General features: G+C 64.5%; 14 protein-coding genes. 8 read left to right on the forward strand and 6 right to left on the reverse strand.

Annotated features, from left to right (window positions below; translation table 11 throughout):
- Window positions 1–77: 77 nt before the first annotated feature.
- On the reverse strand, window positions 78–1442 hold the full coding sequence (gene asnS, locus HNQ65_RS03380; protein WP_184338059.1) for an asparagine--tRNA ligase: 1365 nt from the start codon (window positions 1440–1442) through the stop codon (window positions 78–80).
- A 94-nt stretch (window positions 1443–1536) separates the two neighbouring features.
- A complete protein-coding gene (locus HNQ65_RS03385) occupies window positions 1537–2403 on the reverse strand; it encodes a class I SAM-dependent methyltransferase (RefSeq protein WP_184338060.1) in 867 nt (288 codons plus the stop codon).
- Between the two features lie 112 nt (window positions 2404–2515).
- Between HNQ65_RS03385 and HNQ65_RS03390 the strand changes: the two genes are divergently transcribed.
- The 7 genes from HNQ65_RS03390 (at window position 2516) to HNQ65_RS03420 (ending at window position 10445) form a co-directional block, all read left to right on the forward strand.
- On the forward strand, window positions 2516–4951 hold the full coding sequence (locus HNQ65_RS03390; protein ID WP_184338061.1) for a spermidine synthase: 2436 nt from the start codon (window positions 2516–2518) through the stop codon (window positions 4949–4951).
- Between the two features lie 311 nt (window positions 4952–5262).
- On the forward strand, window positions 5263–5760 hold the full coding sequence (locus tag HNQ65_RS03395) for a hypothetical protein (protein ID WP_184338062.1): 498 nt from the start codon (window positions 5263–5265) through the stop codon (window positions 5758–5760).
- 76 nt (window positions 5761–5836) lie between these two features.
- A complete protein-coding gene (locus HNQ65_RS03400; RefSeq protein ID WP_184338063.1) occupies window positions 5837–7441 on the forward strand; it encodes a flippase activity-associated protein Agl23 in 1605 nt (534 codons plus the stop codon).
- Entirely contained in the window at window positions 7438–8307 is an 870-nt protein-coding gene (locus tag HNQ65_RS03405; protein ID WP_184338064.1) for an FAD:protein FMN transferase, read from the forward strand. The genes HNQ65_RS03400 and HNQ65_RS03405 overlap by 4 nt, the downstream gene beginning before the upstream one ends.
- 570 nt (window positions 8308–8877) lie before the next feature.
- A complete protein-coding gene (locus HNQ65_RS03410; RefSeq protein ID WP_184338065.1) occupies window positions 8878–9348 on the forward strand; it encodes a redoxin domain-containing protein in 471 nt (156 codons plus the stop codon).
- Window positions 9349–9471: 123 nt separating this feature from the next.
- Complete coding sequence (locus tag HNQ65_RS03415) at window positions 9472–9891, forward strand: secondary thiamine-phosphate synthase enzyme YjbQ (RefSeq protein ID WP_184338066.1); 420 nt, start codon at window positions 9472–9474, stop codon at window positions 9889–9891.
- A 71-nt stretch (window positions 9892–9962) separates the two neighbouring features.
- Window positions 9963–10445 (forward strand): hypothetical protein, encoded by a 483-nt coding sequence (locus HNQ65_RS03420; protein WP_184338067.1) that lies wholly within the window; start codon window positions 9963–9965, stop codon window positions 10443–10445.
- 225 nt (window positions 10446–10670) lie between these two features.
- On the opposite strand, the gene HNQ65_RS03425 is transcribed toward HNQ65_RS03420, so the two are convergent.
- The 3 genes from HNQ65_RS03425 to HNQ65_RS03435 all read right to left on the reverse strand — a co-directional run bounded on the left by HNQ65_RS03425 (window position 10671) and on the right by HNQ65_RS03435 (window position 15098).
- A complete protein-coding gene (locus HNQ65_RS03425; protein ID WP_221306025.1) occupies window positions 10671–12026 on the reverse strand; it encodes a DUF1501 domain-containing protein in 1356 nt (451 codons plus the stop codon).
- Between the two features lie 167 nt (window positions 12027–12193).
- Window positions 12194–12832 (reverse strand): histidine phosphatase family protein, encoded by a 639-nt coding sequence (locus tag HNQ65_RS03430; protein WP_184338068.1) that lies wholly within the window; start codon window positions 12830–12832, stop codon window positions 12194–12196.
- A gap of 883 nt (window positions 12833–13715) precedes the next feature.
- Window positions 13716–15098, reverse strand: coding sequence for a hypothetical protein (locus HNQ65_RS03435; protein WP_184338069.1), 1383 nt, complete (start codon window positions 15096–15098; stop codon window positions 13716–13718).
- A gap of 201 nt (window positions 15099–15299) precedes the next feature.
- Here HNQ65_RS03435 and HNQ65_RS03440 point away from each other — a divergent pair, with 201 nt between their 5' ends.
- On the forward strand, window positions 15300–16844 hold the full coding sequence (locus tag HNQ65_RS03440) for a sialidase family protein (RefSeq protein WP_184338070.1): 1545 nt from the start codon (window positions 15300–15302) through the stop codon (window positions 16842–16844).
- 438 nt (window positions 16845–17282) lie between these two features.
- On the opposite strand, the gene HNQ65_RS03445 is transcribed toward HNQ65_RS03440, so the two are convergent.
- Complete coding sequence (locus tag HNQ65_RS03445; RefSeq protein WP_184338071.1) at window positions 17283–19334, reverse strand: transglycosylase domain-containing protein; 2052 nt, start codon at window positions 19332–19334, stop codon at window positions 17283–17285.
- Between the last annotated feature and the right edge of the window lie 8 nt (window positions 19335–19342).

The raw sequence follows: 19342 nt of genomic DNA on the forward strand, positions 1-19342 counted from the left end.
GACCGGTTGGTATGTAAAGAAGTAGCGCCTGCGGTCAAATGAGAATTCATCCGGCCGACTCCCCCGGCAGGCTTTCGCTAGTACGCCGCATGCCCCGGCGTGCGGGCAAACGGGATGACGTCGCGGATGTTGGGGACGCCGGTGACGAACATGAGCAGGCGCTCGAAGCCGAGGCCGTAGCCGGCATGGGGCACGCTGCCGTAGCGGCGGAGATCGGCGTACCAGGAGTAGTTTTCGGGATCGAGGCCCTGCTTGGACATGAGGGCTTCGAGCACATCCAGGCGCTCCTCGCGCTGGCTGCCGCCGACGATTTCGCCAATGCCGGGAACGAGGAGGTCCATGGCGGCAGCGGTTTTGCCATCGTCGTTCTGACGCATGTAGAAGGGCTTGATGTCCTTGGGGTAGTTGAAGATCGTCACCGGGCCTTTGACATGCTCTTCGGCCAGGTAGCGCTCGTGCTCGGTCTGCAGGCTGTCTCCCCAGACAACGGGGTGTTCGAAGTTTCGGCCGGATTTGAGCAGGATGTCCACGGCATCGGTGTAGCTGATACGCTCAAAGGGCTTGGCCAGAGTCTGCTTGAGGCGGTCGATGAGTCCTTTGTCGATGAACTTGTTGAAGAATTCCAGCTCGTCCGGGCATTCATCAAACATGGCCTGCACGAGGTAGCGCACGTGCTCCTCCGCCAGCGTCATGTCGGCGGTGAGATCGTAGAAGGCCATCTCGGGCTCGATCATCCAGAACTCGGCGGCATGGCGCGTGGTGTTGCTGTTCTCCGCGCGGAAGGTGGGGCCAAAGGTGTAGATGTTTCCCAGCGCGCAGGCAAAGGCCTCTCCCTGCAACTGGCCGCTGACGGTGAGGTAGGTGGGGCGGCCGAAGAAGTCCTGCTCAGGCTTGGTGGGCGTGTTGGGCTTCAGCGTGGTCACCTGAAACATCTCCCCTGCTCCTTCGCAGTCGCTGCTGGTGATGATGGGGGTGTGCACGTAGAAGAAGCCGCGCTCCTGGAAGAAGCGGTGCACGGCGTAGGCCATCTTGCTGCGCACGCGGAAGACGCTGCCAAAGAGATTGGTGCGCGGGCGCAGGTGGGCGATGGTGCGGAGAAACTCGGGCGTGTGCCCCTTCTTTTGCAGCGGGTAGGTGGCGTCGGCCTCGCCGAGCAGGCACAGCTCGGCGGCCTGCATCTCCCACTTCTGCCCGGCGGCGGGAGAGGCCACGAGATCGCCCACCACCTCCACAGACGCGCCGGTCAGGATGCGCGGCAGCAGTTCGGCCGTGGGCAGCGCGGCGTCCACCACGACCTGCAGGCCCTTGAAGCAGGAGCCGTCAGAGATTTCCAGGAAGGAGCAGGACTTGGAGTCGCGCTTGGTGCGCACCCAGCCACGGGCGGTGATGCCATTGCGTGCCGATTCGGAGTGAAGAAGGGTCTGGATGGTGTCGAGTGCCATGCGCGGAAAATTAGCGTGCCTGCGCGATGGGGCAAGGGCCGGTGGGCAGATAGAGCTGCCTGCGGACTGAAAAGGGTGAACAGGGCGCGGCAGCTCAGCGCTTCTCCCACAGCAGCGCCAGGAAGAGCGGGAACTCCTTGCGGGCGCGGTTTTCGGCGCGGGCGCGGGGGCCGGGCTGGCTTTCCTTGTGGGAGTACCACTCCTCCATACCAGCCAATACCAGACCGGCGGAGAAGCCGGTGCCGGTGAGGGTCTGCATGCTGCGGTGAAAGGAGACGGTGCTCTCGCTGTCGGCCTTCCCGGGGTGCATGACGATGGGGATGCTCAGCGTGCTGCTGTAGGCGTCCGTGCGGCGGTACTGGATCTTGCGCTCCTCATCGTGGCCCCAGGCGGACTGGCGGGGGATGCGGAAGGCGGGGTGGTTCACCACCCAGAGCATGCGGCCACCGGGGCGCAGCACCTTGGCGGCGGCGGCGGCCACGGTGTCGAGGTGCTCCATGTTTTGCACGCAGAGGATGGCGGAGGCGGCGTCGAATTCTCCGAGATCGCCGATCTGGGCGGCATCGCGTGCAAGGTAGCGCACGGGGGGCTTCACTGGATAAGTACGCGCTTTCTGGATGAGCGTGGGGGCGGCATCCACTCCGGTGACCTGGCACCCGGCCTGGGCCAGCGCACGGGAAAAGACGCCCTGCCCGCAGCCGAGATCCAGCACGCGCTCGCCACGCTTGGGGGCCAGCAGTTTCAGAGCACCAGGAATGACCACGGCCTGGTAGAGCTCGGAGCCGCGCTCGCCGATGATGCGGTCATACCAGTCGGCGGATTTTTCCCAGGAGGTGCCGTGCTCGCGCAGAGGCTTGCCGCCGGGGCCAGCCGACGGGCCGCCAGCAGGACGTGTACGCGGGCGAGGTCCGGGGCGTGGGCTGGGCTGGGAGCTGAAAGGGCGGCGTGGGGGCGGCGGCATGGGGCATGATGCCGCAGCGGGCGGGGAATGCCAGCGGCTCCGCACAATGTCCTTACTTTTATCTTCCATGATGAGCTGCGATATGACAGCCTCCTCCGCCGTTTCTCCCGCCATGCCCTCCACTTCTTCCCGTGCCGTCCCCGGTTTGATCCTCGCGGCACTGAGCCTGCTGAGCGCCTTTCTGCTGTTTCAGGTGCAGCCGATCATCAGCAAATTCATCCTCCCATGGTTTGGCGGCAGCCCGGGTGTGTGGACGACGTGCATGCTGTTCTTTCAGCTGGTGCTGTTTGCGGGGTATGCGTATGCGCACACGCTGACGCTGCTGCCACGGCGCTGGCAGGGCATGCTGCACGGGGTGCTGCTGGGCGCGGCGATCGCCATGCTGCCGATCGCGCCCGGAGACGCGTGGAAGCCCACCGGCACGGAGGATCCTGCGCTGCGAATCCTGCTGCTGCTGATGGCCAGCGTGGGGCTGCCGTACTTTGTGCTCTCCAGCACCAGCCCGCTGGTGCAGGTGTGGTTCACCCGCACCACGGGCGGGGCCAATCCCTGGCGGCTGTATGCGCTTTCCAACATCGGCTCCCTGGCAGCACTGCTGAGCTACCCGCTTTTCTTTGAGGTGCACTGGGATGTGCTGGAGCAGACCACGCTGTGGGCGGTGGGCTTTGGTGCGTTTGTGGTCCTCTCTCTGGCAGGCGTGTGGCTGGACCGGCGGCAGGCGCTGGAGGCCGAGGCCCCGCAGGCGGAGGACTCCCCTGCCCCCGCCGCCAGCGAAGCTGCGGCGAATGACCACCCCGGCTGGTGGCGACGGCTGTTCTGGGTGCTGCTGCCTGCGCTGGCCAGCAGCGTGCTGCTGGCGGCCACGAATCACGTGTGCCAGGACGTTGCGGTGATCCCCTTCCTCTGGGTGGTGCCGCTGAGTCTGTACCTGCTCACCTTCATCATCTGCTTTGAGCACGAGCGCTGGTATGTGCGCATCTCCGTGCTGTGGGCGGTGGTGGCGCTGCCGGTGCTCTTTCTCACCTGCACGGAGCAGCGCCTGCAGGCCAAGCCGGTGTGGACGAAATTTGAGCAGATGATGCACAACCATGTGCAGCCCGTGCTGAACAAGGTCACAGGGCAGGACTGGAACCTGGCCGACATCGATGTGACGCCCAATTTCGTCTGGGAGCTGGGCTGGTCCTTTGGCGCCATGTTTCTGGCCTGCATGCTCTGCCACGGCGAACTGGTGCGGCTGAAGCCCGCGCCACGCCGGCTCACGGAGTTTTACCTACTCATGTCTGCCGGCGGGGCGCTGGGCGGCCTCTTCGTCAGCCTGGGTGCGCCGCATGTCTTCACCAGCTTTGCGGAGTGGCCCATCAGCCTGATCGTGGTGTGCGGCGTGGTGTGCATCATCCTGCTGCGTGCGGTGCTGAAAATGCGGCGCTGGAAGGAGTGGGCGCTGCTGGTGCTCATCACCGGCATCACGGGCGGCATTCTCGGGATGATGTATGACGCCGGCCTGCTGGACTGGGAGCTGGTGCAGAAGCAGATCGAGGAGCAAAAGCTGCCCATGAGTGCGCTGTATGGCTCGCTGGCAGCCATCGGGCTCTGCATTCTCATTCTGGTCTGGCGCATGGTGCGCCGGGGCAGCCTGCGCCCGGGCCTCTTCTCCGCCATGCAGCTGGCCATGCTCTTCACCTTTCTGCTCATGACCATGAGCGATCTCGGCTTCAAGAAGGACGAGAAGATCGAGCGCGTGCGCAATTTCTACGGCATGCTCTCGGTGAGCGAGGACCACTTCGAAAGCGAGGGCCAGCGCCTGACCTACCGCGAGCTGGTGAATGGCGGCATCATCCACGGCATGCAGAATCTGGGCAACTTCCTGCAGGAGGAGCCCACCACCTACTACGGCCACCAGACCGGTGTGGGCAAGGCGCTGGACAGCATCAAGGAGAAGGCGGGCGCACGAATCGGTGTGGTGGGCATGGGCGCGGGCACGGCGGCCTGCTATGCACGCAGCGGGCAGAGCATCCGCTTTTATGACATCAATCCGGATGTGGTGCGCATCGCGGACAAGTACTTCACCTACCTGGCGGACGCACGAAAGCGCGGTGCCACGGTGGAGGTGGTGGTGTCAGACGCACGCCTGGCGCTGGAGCGCGAGAAGTCCCAGCAGTTTGACGTGCTGCTGCTGGATGCCTTCAGCGGCGACTCCGTGCCGGTGCACCTGCTGACGCAGGAGGCCTTCACGATCTATGACCGGCATATGAAGAAGGACGGCATCATCGCCGTGCACATCACCAACAGCTACCTGGTGCTGGCCCCGGTGATCGAAAAGATCGCCGCTGCCACCGGCTTCAAGACCACCCGGATCGCCACCGAGCTGGAAGGCGACCACGACTCCACCGACTACATCCTGGTGACGCGCAACGAGGCCTTTCTCAAGGCCACGCCGCCCAGCCTCGTGGGCACCGAGGTGGAGCTGAAACACGACGTCCGCCTCTGGACCGACCGCTACCACAACCTGCTGCGCATCCTGGACATCCCGGAGAATGTGAAGGAGTGAGGGGTAAAGCATGCCCGGCGCAGGTAGGGCGCTTGGTCCTCCAAGCGCCGTGGTCTGTGGCGGTGAGAAGACCCAGCTCATTCGCAGCTCAGATCTTCCTCTTCCTCCCTTTCTGAGAGGAAGAGGAGGAGTAGGAGGAAGAGAAGGACGACCGGCTCGCTGAGCGGTGGGTTTCACGCACCCACCGGGCTTCGGCGGCGGAGGGCTGGGGCCAGCCCTTCCTACCTCCAGCAACCAGCCCTACCCCACACCGCCGCAGAGTGAATTTGCGCGCAGGCTGGAACGCGCCCATCTTGGCGGGACCTTCCACCATGCTTCCCACCGACCCCGTCCCCACCCCGCAGCAGCTTTTCCGCTGGCTGGACAGCGGCCGCATCACCCGTGAGGAATTCCGCACCGCCATGGCCGTGCATGCGGGCGAGATCATCCAGGAGATGGAGCAGGCGCATGCGAACCCGATCGTGGCCAAGTTCAACGAACTCATGAACCGGCGCGAGGCCTGGAAATGGACACGCCGCCACGGCGAAAGGATCATGCGGGAGGTCCTGTGCGCGCTGATGGATGAAGAGCGCTTCCCCCCAGCGCGCTGGCTGTGGAACGCCGCCCATCTGCACGTGCCGGTGCACATCTTTTTCCGCACGCGCGGCACCCCTGTGATGCGATTTTTGGAAATGACGGTACACCCACAGCATGTGACGCTGGTGATCGAGCACGGCGGCAGCGAGACCCTGCCCCCTACGCGCGAGCGCTTCCACCTGCGGAGAAACCGCCAGCAGAGCCTGCAGGTGGAGCGCCGGGAGATCGTGTGAATTTGCACACCACCCCGCCCGTCTGCTGAGCCTGCTGGCAGCCATCCTGCTACCTATCCCGCCTTTTTTTCCTCAAATGCCCCCTTCTTCCAAGAAACAACCCCTGGGCCCCATCGGCCTGATCATCTTTGCCGTCATTTCCTTGGCGGTAGGCGCTTACTACCGCCTGCCCTCGCTGGGAGACCGGCCCATGCACACGGACGAGGCCATCCTGGCCATGAAGTCGGCGGAGTATCAGGCCACGGGCCATTTCCAGTATGACCCCAAGGACTTTCACGGACCGGGGCTGCACTACATCACACGCGTGTGGGGCTGGCTGGCGGGCTGGGGAGACTCCAGCACGTGGACAGAGGCACAGCTGCGCATGGTGCCGGTGATGTGCGGGCTGGGGCTGATCCTGGCCACGCTGCTGCTGCGCCACGCGCTGGGCCGCGCGGCGGCGGGCTATGCCATGCTGCTGATGTCCATCTCCCCCATGATGGTCTATTACTCCCGCTATTTCATCATGGAGGTGCCGCTGGTGCTGCTCATCACGCTGAGCATCGCGGCGCTGTGGCATTACTCGCAGGGCAGCGGGCGCTGGTGGCTGGTGCTGGCAGGCGTGTGCCTGGGCCTGCAGCACGCCACCAAGGAGACCTTTGTGCTGAATGTGGCCGCCGCTCTGGCGGGCTTTGCCGCCACGAAGCTGCTGGTGGGAGACTTTGCCCCGCGCCGCAGCGGCTTTGATTCCGGCCCTGGCAAACGCCGCGCCCTGCGCCCCTGGCTGTGGGTCATTATTCCCGCCGTGCTCACCAGCGTCGCGCTGTATTCCGGCGGATTTAAAGACTGGGTGGCGGTGAAGGACAGCGCGCTGACCTACCTGAACTACCTCAAGCGTGCCGAGGGCAGCGGCCATGAGAAGCCATGGTACTACTACCTCACCCTGATCTTCTGGCGCAAGGACGGCCTGGTGTGGAGCGAGGCCATGATCGGGGGCCTGGGCATCGTGGGCATGCTGTATGCCTTTCTGGGAAACCACAGCAAGCAGCCCGCGCGGCAGGCCTTTCTGGTCTTCCTCTCGGTCTATACCCTGGCGCTTTTTGCCATCTACTCCTTCCTGGCCTACAAGACGCCCTGGTCCATCCTCAGCGCGCAGCATGCTCTGACGCTGCTGGCGGGCGTGGGCGCAGCGGCCATCTCCAGCGCGCTCAGCGGCTCCTTTTCACGGGTGGTTTTCAGGATCGCCTTTGGCCTCGGCCTTTACAACCTGGTGGCGCAGACAAACCTGGCCATCCACCTGTATGCGGCGGATTCGAGAAACCCCTATGTCTATTCCCACACCTCCAGCAACCTGCTGCGCCTGCTGCCGGTGATCCGCGAACTGCAGAAGACAGCGCCCGATGGAGCCTTTGACGTCCTCGTGGTGAACCGCGATGCCGGATGGCCCCTGCCCTGGTATCTGCGCGACATCAAGAGCGTGCACTACACCAACGCCGTGCCGGACAAGATCGACGCGCGTGTGATCATCGCCGAGCCCGAGATGAAAACCGCGCTGGAGGCCAAATTTGACGGCACCCCCTACACCACGCTGGACCTGTACGGCCTGCGCCCCGGCGTCATGCTGAACCTCTGGGTGGAGCAGACCCTTTGGGAGCGAAACACCCTGCGCAAGCAGCAGCAAAAGGAAGCCCCCGCACCGTGAGCGAAGACGCCGCCCCCCAGCACCATCGCTTCACCCAGAACGCGATGGCCACCACCTTTGATGTCATCATCAGCCACGATGCGGCGGATGAAACCTACGCCGCACAGGCCGCGCAGGCGGTGTTTCAGGAGATCGCACGCCTGGAGGATGAGCTGAGCCGCTTCCGCGCCACCAGCGACATCTACCGCCTGGGGCAGCTCAAGGCCGGGGAGAGCATCCGCGTGGGCATGGCCGCATGGGACTGCCTCTCGCTGGCCAAGGCCATGCATCAGGAGACGGCGGGGGCCTTTGACATCACCATCGGCCCGCTCATGACCCTCTTCGTCACCTCCGATGGGGAGCCGCGTCAGGTGAACGCCGCCGTGCTGGAGCAGGCGCGCGGCATCATCGGCAGCCAGCGCTTTGACCTGGATGAGGACAACCTCAGCGTGACCGTGCACGCCAGCGGCATGATCTTTGATCTCGGGGCCATGGGCAAGGGCTACGCGCTCGACCAGGCCGCCGACGTGCTGCAGGACTGGAAGATCGGCAGCTTTGTGCTCAATGCCGGAGACAGCACCATCCTGGCCGTGGGCACACCTGCGGGCAAGGAGGCGTGGAGCATCACCCTCGGCGGCGGGCAGCGCAGGCTCTCACTCATCGACCGCGCCGTGAGCGGCTCCGGCTTTGCCGTGAAGGGAGCGCACATCATGAACCCGCGCCTCTTCATGCCCGTGCCGATCAGGAACCGCCGCACCTACGCCCTGGCCCCCACCGCCGCGCTGTCGGACGCGCTTTCGACCTCCTTCATGATCATGGATAAGGATGAGATCGCCGCCCTGTGCGCACGCTATGAGGGCGTGGAGGCGCTGGAGCTGGAGGAGTGAGAAAGCAATAGCACACGCGACGGCGTCATTGGAACCGGAGCCCAGTGGAACCGGTAAGAGCGAATCAATCAATGCGGTGGCAGAGATGCAGGCGCAAGCCAGCATCGGCAACACCGCTTTGAGCCGGAGCAGAGACGATCTCCGTCACCAACCTCACCGTCCGGCCAGCGAAAGCGGCAGCTTCACTCGTTCCTCGTTTCGCAGCCGCACTCCAAATTCGCCCTCGTGCTTTCGCAGTTAAATTTGGAGTGCGGTTGCGAAGTGAAGAATGAACGCAGCTACCGCTTTTGCAGGCCGGTTGCCCCTGCGAATACGATCAAACCCACGATGCCATCCGCCCATCGGCACTCACAGGCATGCGCACCCTACGCCTGCCACGCCCCTCTCACAAGCGGTGGCTCGATGCGGGGCTGACGCCTGCATCTGCGCGACTGCACTCCCAAATATAGCCCCCATCTCCCCCTGTCCAGAAAGGCAGCATTGGATTTGACCCGGAGGCCAGTCTGGCCTTGATAACTGCACTCCTGGCCGCTTCCGGCCTGAACGCAACCCTCACTCCACTCAACCTCCATGGCACTCTCCGTCGGTTCCAAAGCCCCTGGCTTCACCCTCAAGTCCAAATCCGCCTCCGGCCTCAGCGATGTCTCGCTCCCCGCTGGCAAGAACACCGTCCTGCTTTTCTTCCCCCTCGCCTTCACGGGCGTGTGCACCCAGGAACTGTGCGACATCACCGCCGGCCTCAGCTCCTACAGCGACCTGAACGCCGAAGTCATCGGCATCAGCGTTGACAGCCCCTTTGCTCAGGAAGCCTGGGCGCAGAAGGAAAAGATCGGCATCACCCTGGTGAGCGACCTCAACAAGGAAACCACCAAGGCCTACGACGTGCTCTTCCCGGGCCTCGCCGGCATCGGCGACACCTCCGCCCGCGCCGCCTTCGTGATCGACAAGAACGGCGTCATCCAGTACGCCGAGCAGACCCCCACCCCAAAGGATCTGCCGAACTTTGAAGCCGTGAAGGCCAAGCTGGCCGAACTGGCCTAAGCTGCCGCCCACTGCTCAAGATAACCATCCGATGCCATGCGATGCTGAGTCGCATGGCATTTTTGTGGTTGAGCGCAGGGACAGAAAGTGGCTTCTCTAGCTGCAAACCCCTCCCCCGATTCCATGGCCGCACACGCAGATCACTTCACCCTCCCCACGCGGGGAAAAGGCACCTACGAGATCACCGAGCGCTGCCAGCAGATCGTGAGAGCCAGCGGCATCCGCACCGGCATGGCCACCGTTTTTGTCCAGCACACCAGCGCCAGTCTGGTGATCTATGAGAATGCCGACCCGTCTGCGCGCACGGACCTGCACAGCTTCTTTGACCATCTGGTGCCGGAGGACACGCCCTACTTTGTGCACACTTACGAAGGCCCGGACGACATGCCCAGCCACCTGCGCATGGCGCTCACGCGCACCTCGGAGGTCATCCCCGTGGTGGACGGCCGCCTGGCACTGGGCACCTGGCAGGGCATCTTCCTCTTTGAGCACCGCCGCGCCCCGCACACCCGCAGCATCGTGATCAGCGTGGTGGGCGAGTGAGCAGCAACCCACAGTCCGAACATGCGCGGCTTTTTCTTGCCAGCAATCGTCTTAGTCTGCATGATGATGCCATGAAAACGCTGCTCTGTCTTTGTGCTGCCTTGTTGATCCTCGTCGTGAACAGCCAGGCCAAGAAGGATGCTCTGCCAAAGGCCCCGCTGGGAGCGCCCCTCAAGGTCAGCGTGCCGCTGAAATACCTGGATGCCGCCGAGGCCTACCAGAAGCTCAAGGAGTCCTTTCCCAAGATCGCTGAGATGGTGCAGGACATCCAGATAGGCCCCAATGCGCTGACGCTGAACTCCGGCCACGCCCAGTATGCCGAGCTGCGGAAAAAGCTGGCCGAGATGGACGTGCGGCCCAACATCATGCTGCTCAGGGCCGTGATCAGCGAGGTGCAGGCGGACGGCACGGAGAAGGAGATCTCCCAGCGCAAAGTGACCTTCATCGAAGGCCGGCCCTGGAGTTCCTACGAGATGATCGGAGACAAGAAGTTCAAGCTGAGCATGACCGTGACGACCTTCAAGCACACTCCAGCCGAGAATCCGTCGAAGTAGTCATCCCATGATGCGTTGGAAACGGGTCTGAAGGTGCAGGCACGAGCCGCCAGAGGCTTCGCCGCAGCGATGGAGGGGGATCATTTTGATCCCCACACCTGCAGCGGGTTCGCGGATGTGCGATGGCGCTGGATGATATGGGAGGCTCGGCTCTGAGGAGACGCGAGAACGCTGGTCTTATGTGTGCGCGTGAGGGATCGGGACGATCGCTCTCCGCCTGAAGCCTCAGCCCACGATCGCCTGCGGCACACGGCCGTGCACATCGGTGAGGCGGTAGTCGCGTCCGGCGTAGCGATAGGTCAGCCTTTCGTGGTCCATGCCCAGCAGGTGCAGGATGGTGGCATGCACATCATGCACATGCATCTTGTCCACGGCGGCCTTGAAGCCAAAGTCATCGCTCTGGCCGTAGGCCTGACCGCCGCGTGCGCCGCCACCGGCCAGGAACATGCAGAAGCCGTGCGGATTGTGGTCGCGGCCGTTGCCATTCTCGCTCACGGGTGTGCGGCCAAATTCACCACCCCAGATGATGAGGGTGTCCTCCAGCATGCCGCGCTGTTTCAAATCTCCGATGAGTGCGGCGATGGGGCGGTCGATGTCCGCCGCCAGCTTGCGGGTCTGCTCATCGTGCTTGGAGTGCGTGTCCCAGGGCTGGCCGTTGCCGTAGTAGAGCTGCACGTAACGCACGCCGCGCTCCACCAGTCGGCGGGCCATGAGGCAGCCGTTGGAGAAATGGCTTTTGCCATAGATCTCGCGCACCTTCTCAGGCTCCAGATTGACATCAAAGGCATCGGTGGCGGCGGACTGCATGCGGTAGGCCGTCTCCATGGCCTGGATGCGGCCATTCAGCGCCACATCCGCACCACCGCGTGCGGCCAGGTGCTCGGCATTGAGCGCCTGCATGAGATCCAGCTGACGCCGCTGATCTGTGCGCGCCAGCTTCTCATTCGTCAGCCACGGGATCATCTGCTTCGGATCCAGATTGGAGTGGTTGATGTACACGCCCTGGTGCTGCGCGGGGAGAAAGGCGCTGGTCCACAGCACGGAAAAGCGCACCGGCTTGCCGGGGCAGAGCACGACGAAGGAGGGCAGATTCGCATTCTCATTCCCCAGACCGTAGCTCAGCCACGAACCCATGCTGGGCACGCGCTCGGTCATGGTGCCGTTGTTCATCAGCAGCAGCGCGGGGCCGTGATTCGGATTGTCCGTGTGGCAGGAGCGCAGCACGCAGAGGTCATCGGCATGGCGTGCCAGATTGGGCAGCAGCTCGCTGATCTCCAGCCCGCTCTGCCCATGCTTGGAATAAGCATACGGAGAGGCCAGCAGGCCGCCGGTGGGGCGCTCGGTGCGCAGGTCTGCGCCCTCGGGTTTCTGCCCGGAGTATCGGGTGAGGCCCGGCTTGGGATCAAAGAAGTCCGGCCCGAACGGCCCGCCGTTCATGAAGAGCTGGATCACGCGCTTGGCCTTCGGCACAAAGTTTGTGCGCGGCGCGCCCTGCAGCGCAGACGCCAGGCCCAGCGTGCCCAGGCCGCCCCCCATGCGGGAGAGCAGTGCACGACGTGAGAGCGCGGAGAGATCGGACATGCGGAGTGTACGCAGGCCGAGGGCGCACGCTTGCGCAGCAATTCTCTTCACTTCAAAAATCGACAATCCTTGTTCATCAATCGTCAATCAATCATGCCCACGATGCCTTGAGGCCGGAGGATTGACGATTGTCGAGCAATCGAATTTTGATTTTAGAAGTCTGAACCTCACTCCACCTGGATCTCAAACGGCGTCAGCATGGAGAGCGGTGCGCCCGGCGCATCCTCAAAGGGGTACACCATCACATTCGGCACCACGCAGCGCAGGTGGAAGTCGTAGAAGGCGCGCATGTAGTCGGCGGTCACAGGAGCTTCCAGATTCATCTGCCGCCAGAGAATGGCTTTGATGACGTAGCCATGGCAGACCACCAGGATGCCCTGCTCCGTACGCTGCCGCAGTGCGGCGAGAGATTCGTCAATGCGGGCGCAGAATTCGCGAAAGCTCTCCGCGCCTTCGCCATCGCAGTAGTCGGGGTCACAGCGCTCCCAGTACTGGCGCGCGGGCTCGCGGCGCAGGTTTTCGGTGGTGCCCACGTAGCGTGCGGGGGCCAGAAAGGTCAGCTCGTGCAGCGGCAGCGTGAGCACCGGCACCTGCGGCAGCCGCCTGCGCAGCGGCTCCACGGTCAATCCCGTGCGTGCATAGCGCGAGACCACGATGAGATCCGGCACCGTCTGCCACTGCTGACCCAGCGCCTCGGCCTGCGCCTGCCCCTTGTCGCTGAGCCCGATGGCATGCGGCGTGTCCGTGGGAAACCCCGCATTGCTGAGGCTTTCGGCGTGACGGATGAACCAGATCGTTTTCTTCATAGGGGGCGTGTGCCATAGGCGTGCTGAGGTGGGATGGCAAATGCGGGTGCGCACTTGCGGTGAAATCACACCGCGCATGGCCCAGAGCCATTTGGAGTGCGGTCGCGGAGTGAAGAATGAACGCAGCTACCGCTTTGATTCGCGTCGCTCACCCTACGGGCTCCTTTCAGTCGTCTGTCTCACTTCGCTCGGCTCTGTGGGCTGGTGAGCCTGCGAATACAATGAGGCAACCGAAGGTCACCTCTCTTTGGAGTGCGCATACGCACCCAGCAATGCATGCCACGAGACGCTCGAAAGCGGTGGCTACGATGCAGGCTTGCGCCTCGCATCTGCGCAACCGCACTCCAAATTCGCGCTCGTGCTTGCGCAGTTAAATTTGGAGTGCGGTCGCGGAGTGAAGAATGAACGCAGCTACCGCTTTGATTCGCGTCGCTCACCCTACGGGCTCCTTTCAGTCGTCTGTCTCACTTCGCTCGGCTCTGTGGGCTGGGCGAGCCTGCGAATACAATGAGGCAACCGAAAGTCACCTCTCTTTGGAGTGCGCATACGCACCCAGCAATGCATGCCACGAGACGCTCGAAAGCGGTGGCTCCGATGCAGGCTTGCGCCTCGCATCTGCGCAACCGCACTCCAAATTTGCGCTCGTGCTTGCGCATTTAAATTTGGAGTGCGGTCGCGGAGTGAAGAATGAACGCAGCTACCGCTTTGATTCGCGTTGCTCACCCTACGGGCTCCTTTCAGTCGTCTGTCTCACTTCGCTCGGCTCCGCAGGCCGCTTGATCATTCGAATGGCATGGAGCTTTCGCGGCCACACGTGCTGAGCATGCGGCGATCAAGCCGCATGCCCCACCCAAGCGCGGGAGGAGGAAGATTCAGCAGCGCATCATGCCTTCACCATAGCCTTCTTCTCGGCCTGCAGCGCGGCTTTGTCGGCGGCGATCTGGGCGAGGGCTTCGGCCTGGCGGGCTTTCTGCTTGGCTTCGTATTCAGCGATGGCTTTGGCGCGGGCTTCGGCGCGGCGGGCTTTGGCTTCTTCTTCGGCTTGATTGGCTTTGGCGCGCTCGGCGTCTTGAGCAGCCTTGATGGCGGCGGCTTCGGCGGCGCGCTTTTCCTTCTCCAGACGGATGGCTTCCTTCTCGGCCAGCTGCTTGGCCTTCAGCTCGGCAGCAGCAGCGCGGACGGCCTCGCGCTCGGCTTCGGCCTGGGCGCGGATGGCGGCCTTTTCAGCCTCGGCCTGTTCTTTGGCCAGGCGGGCGGCTTCCTTGGCCGCTTCTTTCTCTGCCAGAGCCTGGGCTTTGGCGGCGGCTTTCTCAGCCTCGGCCTGCTCTTTGGCCAGGCGAGCGGCTTCCTTGGCGGCTTCCTTCTCTGCCTGCGCCTGAGCCCGGGCCTCAGCGGCAGCGAGCATGGCAGCCAGTTTCTCGGCCTCGGCCTGCTCCTTGGCAATGCGTGCGGCCTCCTTGGCAGCTTCCTTTTCGGCCAGGGCCTGAGCCTTGGCGGCTGCCTTTTCAGCGGCTTCCTGTTCCTTGGCCAGGCGGGCAGCCTCCTTGGCGGCGGCTTTCTCGGCTTCAGCCTGTTCCTTGGCAAGACGGGCAGCTTCTTTGGCAGCCTCCTTTTCAGCGAGTTCGCGGGCCTTGGCCTCGGCTTTCTCCAGGGCGGCCTGCTCTTTGGCGAGGCGCTCGGCCTCCTTGGCAGCTTCCTTCTCGGCCAGTGCCTGGGCCTTGGCCTCGGCGGCGGCGAGCATGGCGGCCAGCTTCTCGGCCTGGGCGCGCTCCTTGGCGGCGATCTTTTCAGCCTCTGCCTGTTCCTTGGCCAGACGGGCGGCTTCTTTGGCGGCCTCCTTTTCGGCCAGCGCACGGGCTTTGGCCTCCTCCTTTTCAGCCTGTTCCTTGGCCTTGATGGCGGCGGCGGCGGCGCGCATGGCCTCCAGCTCCAGCGCGGCCTGCGCCTTGGCGGCGGCGGCGGCTTCTTCCTTGGCGATGCGGGCAGCCTCCTTCTCGGCGATGGCTGCGAGGCGTGCAGCTTCCTTGTCTGCCAGCGCCTGGGCCTTGGCGGCCTCGCGCGCGGCGATGTCTGCTGCCACCTTGGCCTCGGTGGCGGCGGTGAGCTGCAGGCTGAAGTCGATCATTTTCTGGCTGAGCTCCGCAGCCGTGGCGGTCAGGCCCTCGACAGCCTCCTCCAGCACACGCGGCTGGATTTCCAGCGCCTGGAGTTTCTGCGCAGTGTCAGCAAGGAGGGCAATGAATTTGGGATCGAGCTTGGTGGTCATGGGCGGAAAAATCGGGCGGGCATGAATGATCAGAGATGGGCTGGTGTAAAGACGGGAATAACATTCAAAATGCAGCCTCTCACCGCAGCCTGCGCCGGTTGACGGCTGCATGGGGGTATAGAAAAAGCGCCCGCCTCTTTCTCGATGCCCCACCGACCCTCCTCTTGACCACCTGACCACTCCTGCCGACAACCTCTGCCCATGCGTCTTTCCCTCCTCTCCGCAGCCCTGCTTGCCCCCGCTCTCGCCAGCCACGCGGCGGAGGATGCGCCGCTGTTTCTCAATGCCAGCCAGCTCTCGATCGCCACGGGCAAGCCCTCGCTGGTGCTCATGTCCGGCGCGTCCACGCACATCCCGGTGTGGTCCCTGTCCGGCGGCACGGAGGGGCAGTCCGTCTGCGGGGTGGTGACCGGCCTGCCGAACGACTGCGGCGGGGTGCGCGTGGAGATCACCGTGACGTCCACCGATACAGAAACGAGCCCAGCCTTTGAGGATGTGTACCGCGTGCACCTCTCTCAGATGATTGAAGGAGCCCCCTTCACCGCCCGCCATCTGCAGGGCGATCCCGTGCGCACCACGCTGCCTGCCGGGCCGCTGCATTCCCGCAGCATCGTGCTCAATGCCTACTACAAGGTGCAGCCCGGTGCGCCGCTGTGCGTGCGCATTCAGCGCGAGCCCGGCGACCCCGCCGACACCTTTACCCGCCCGATGGGGCTGGCTGCGGTGAAAATCACCCCCGTCAAAGCCCCCGCCGCGCCCTTCGTGGTGCAGGACGTGCCGGGCTACAACTCCTGGCCGATGCTCCAGGCCATGGGCGACAAGCTGGTGTGCGTGTACACCCGTGGCTCCGGCCACACCATTGGCGAAGACGCGCGCGCCACCTACGCACGCACCTCCACCGATGGCGGCAAGACGTGGACGCCCGAGACCACCGTGGCCAACAGCCCCGGCTACGGCGATGTGCCTGTGGGCAAGGGCCTGGACTCCACCGGCGCGCTGCTCGCCTGGGTGCGCCGTGTGGGCAAGGAATGGCACCAGGATCTCTACCGCAGCACCGATGGGGTCAACTTCACCCTGGTGACCACGCCCACGCTGGACCCGCGCCCCGTGCAGATCACGGATATTTTCTCCGTGCCCACCGTGGGGCTCATGGCGCTGTGGTTTGCCGGTGACTATGGCGATCAAGGCCCCACCCACTCCTGGGGCAAGCTGACCAGCACGGACGATGGCAAAACGTGGACGCAAACCACCATCGAGTCCGGTTTGACGAAAGCGCAGTGGCCCACCGAACCCTCCGCTGTGTATCTCGGCGAGGGCAGGATCCTCGCCATCGGCCGCACGGAGAGCGGCGCACCCACCACCGAGCGTGCGCAGTTCCAGATGACCTCCACCGACCATGGCAAGACCTGGAAGCGCGAGCAGACCAACATCACCAACGTGCTGATCTCCACCCCCAGCCTGATCCTCGATGCCAAGACCGGCCTGCTGAGCAACTACTACTACCAGCGCGGCCAGGCAGGCGTGCTGTGGCGCAGGCTGGTGAAGCCGGAGAGCGTGTTTGAGCATCCGCTGCGCTGGCCCGCGCCCGAAGCCGTGGCCGCCGGAAGCGACAGCACCATCGATGCCGGAAACGTGAACGCCACGGTGATCGGGGACACGCATTATCTCTCCTACTACTCCGGCAAGGCTCCGAACACCGCCGTGCAGGTGTCCGTGCTGAAGGCACCGGCGGGAGAGGCGAAGTAAGGGAGCGGCAGCATCGTGGTCCGCAAAGCTTCAAGGCAGATCCGGCAGCCATTGCTTGCATGCCCGGCACACGTAGGATGGGTGTGGCGACAGCCCGCCCGTCCATCAGCGTGCTGCAAGCAACACGGCGTACGGACATCCTCATGGTCGGACGGTTTGGCGGAGAGCGCGGTGGGACGATGAAGCGTTTGCGACGCCAAACACATCCAACCTACGACCGGAGTGCCACGCTACTCGTGCACAAGCCTGCTCAGACTCGTTTTCAATTGCCTATGGTATTAAAAAATAAAGCAGCCGCGTTTTGAAGGGTGGATCGTCTGGCAGCATCGTGCAGGCGACCGCATGCCATGCATCATATGGCTACATTATTTCTTAATACGTTCCACCTGCGATCTGATGCCACAACATGAACACTGAACACCTGCGCTTCCACATCCTCTACTCCTCATTGGCTGCACGAGGCACGGGGACGGCGCGGGGTACTGCGCCGACGCTTTGGTAGGGGTCGTTGCCGATGACGGCTCCGGAGACGGGATGCACCGGCAGAGGCTCGGGCTGGGAGGGGCCTCGTGTGCGGCCCACGGGGATGGCACGCGGTGCGGTGACGAGGAGCTGGGTGAGGCCGGGCTTCACATCCCAGCCGTGGGGCTTGCCCTCCGTGACCATGGCAAAGACGGCCGCCCACAGCGGCAGCGCCACCTGGGCGGCGGTGGCCTTGGGGTTGATGGGCGCATCTTTGTCATGCCCCACCCACACGAGGCAGGTCATGCTGCGGTCCATGCCGGCAAACCACGCGTCGGTGCGGTCGTAGGTGATGCCGCCATAGCCTGCGATGCTTTTGTCAGCCAGCCCGTGCTGCACCAGCGGGGCGCGGTACTCGGGCCGTGTCATGCCTGCGATGAGGGTCTCGCGGATGTGCGCCATGGCGGAGGGCGCAAAGATCTCCGCGCTGCGCACGGTGGGGGCCAGCAGCACATGCGGAGCGGTGCAGAGGCGGCCGTCATTGGCCACAGCGGTGAAGGCACGCGCCAGCTCGATGAGGCGCACAGGACTCTGCCCCAGGGTAAAGGCGGCCTCCGTGCGCAGCGGTGTGGTGAATGAGCAGCGGCCCAGCTCAGACCTCACGGCGTCCAGCCCCACCTGATAGCACAGGCGCACGGTGGCGGCGGTGCGCCCCTCCAGCAGCGCCTGCATGGGGGTGATGGTGCCGCCGGTGTAGGCCACGGGCTCGCCATCCGCGCCCCATTCCCCCAGGGTGCCGGCCAGCCCGCCGATCATGGCCTGGCGGTTGTCCAGCGGCCCGTCGATCAGCGGTGTGTCGGTGGCCTCTGGCAGCGCGGTGAGCGCAGCGGCATAGACGAGCGGGAGGAAGCCGGTGCCCGGCGGGCGTGTGCCCTCCAGTGCACGATTGAAAGGACTGGTGGTGAAGTCCCTGCCGCCCTGCATGGCCAGGATGGCGCCGGAGCGATTGTCCAGCACGATGACGGCACCCTGCAATGTGGCAGCGCCTTTGTCCTTGTCCTTCCCCTCCACGCTTTCCAGGTGCTGGCGCATCAGGGCATCGAGCCGCCGCTGCCAGTCCAGGCGCAGGGTCATGCGCATCTCCGGCGGGGTGCCGGGCTTCATGCCCAGGCGCTGAAACTCCGAGCGTGCCGCTGCGAGCATGTAACCGGTGCGCACGCGGGTCTTGTCATGCCGCACCACGAGGGGCTGGGCCTTGGCAGCGGCGGCCTCCTCCTTGCCCAGCCTGCCGGTGTCCACCATGCGCTGCAGCGAGAGATCGCGCTTTTGCCGCGCCAGCGCGGGCTGGGTGATGGGCGAATAAGCCACCGGGGCCTTGATGATGCCCGCGAGTGTGGCGGACTCCGGCAGCGTGAGCTCGCGCACGTCTTTGCCAAAGTAGCAGCGCGCCGCCGCGCCCACGCCGCTGCACCCGGTGCCGAGGTAGATGCGGTTCAGGTAGTGCGAGAGGATCTGCTCCTTGCTGTACTCATGCTCGATGCGCATGGCCAGAAAGATCTCGGTGATCTTGCGCTCGTAGCTGCGGCCCTGCAGGCCAAAGGCATTGCGTGCGAGCTGCTGCGTGATGGTGCTGCCGCCCTGGCGGATGCCCTTGGCATTGAAGTTCTTCAGCGCAGCGCGTGTCAGGCCGATGACATCAAATCCGGGATGCGAAAAGAAGCGCGCATCCTCCGTGGCCAGCACGGCCTCCACCAGCGAGGTGGGCAGCTCCTTGAGATCCACCAGCTCGCGCTCGATCTCGCTGGCGCTGCCCACGGGCTCTCCGCGTGCGTCCACGATCAGCGTCTCGTTCTGGCCCCGGGTGAGAGCGGCCATGTCATAGCCCGCCGCCACGGCGGAGTAGTGCCACCACACCGCCGCCAGCGCCAGCGCCCCCAGCCCCACGGGCACCGCCGCCACACCGCCCAGGATGCGCAGCCAGCGCGGCACACGCAGCCAGCGGCTGCGCAGGCCGGAGAGGAGGCTCAAAAGAGGGC

Source organism: Prosthecobacter vanneervenii (assembly GCF_014203095.1).
GTDB classification, from domain to species: domain Bacteria; phylum Verrucomicrobiota; class Verrucomicrobiia; order Verrucomicrobiales; family Verrucomicrobiaceae; genus Prosthecobacter; species Prosthecobacter vanneervenii.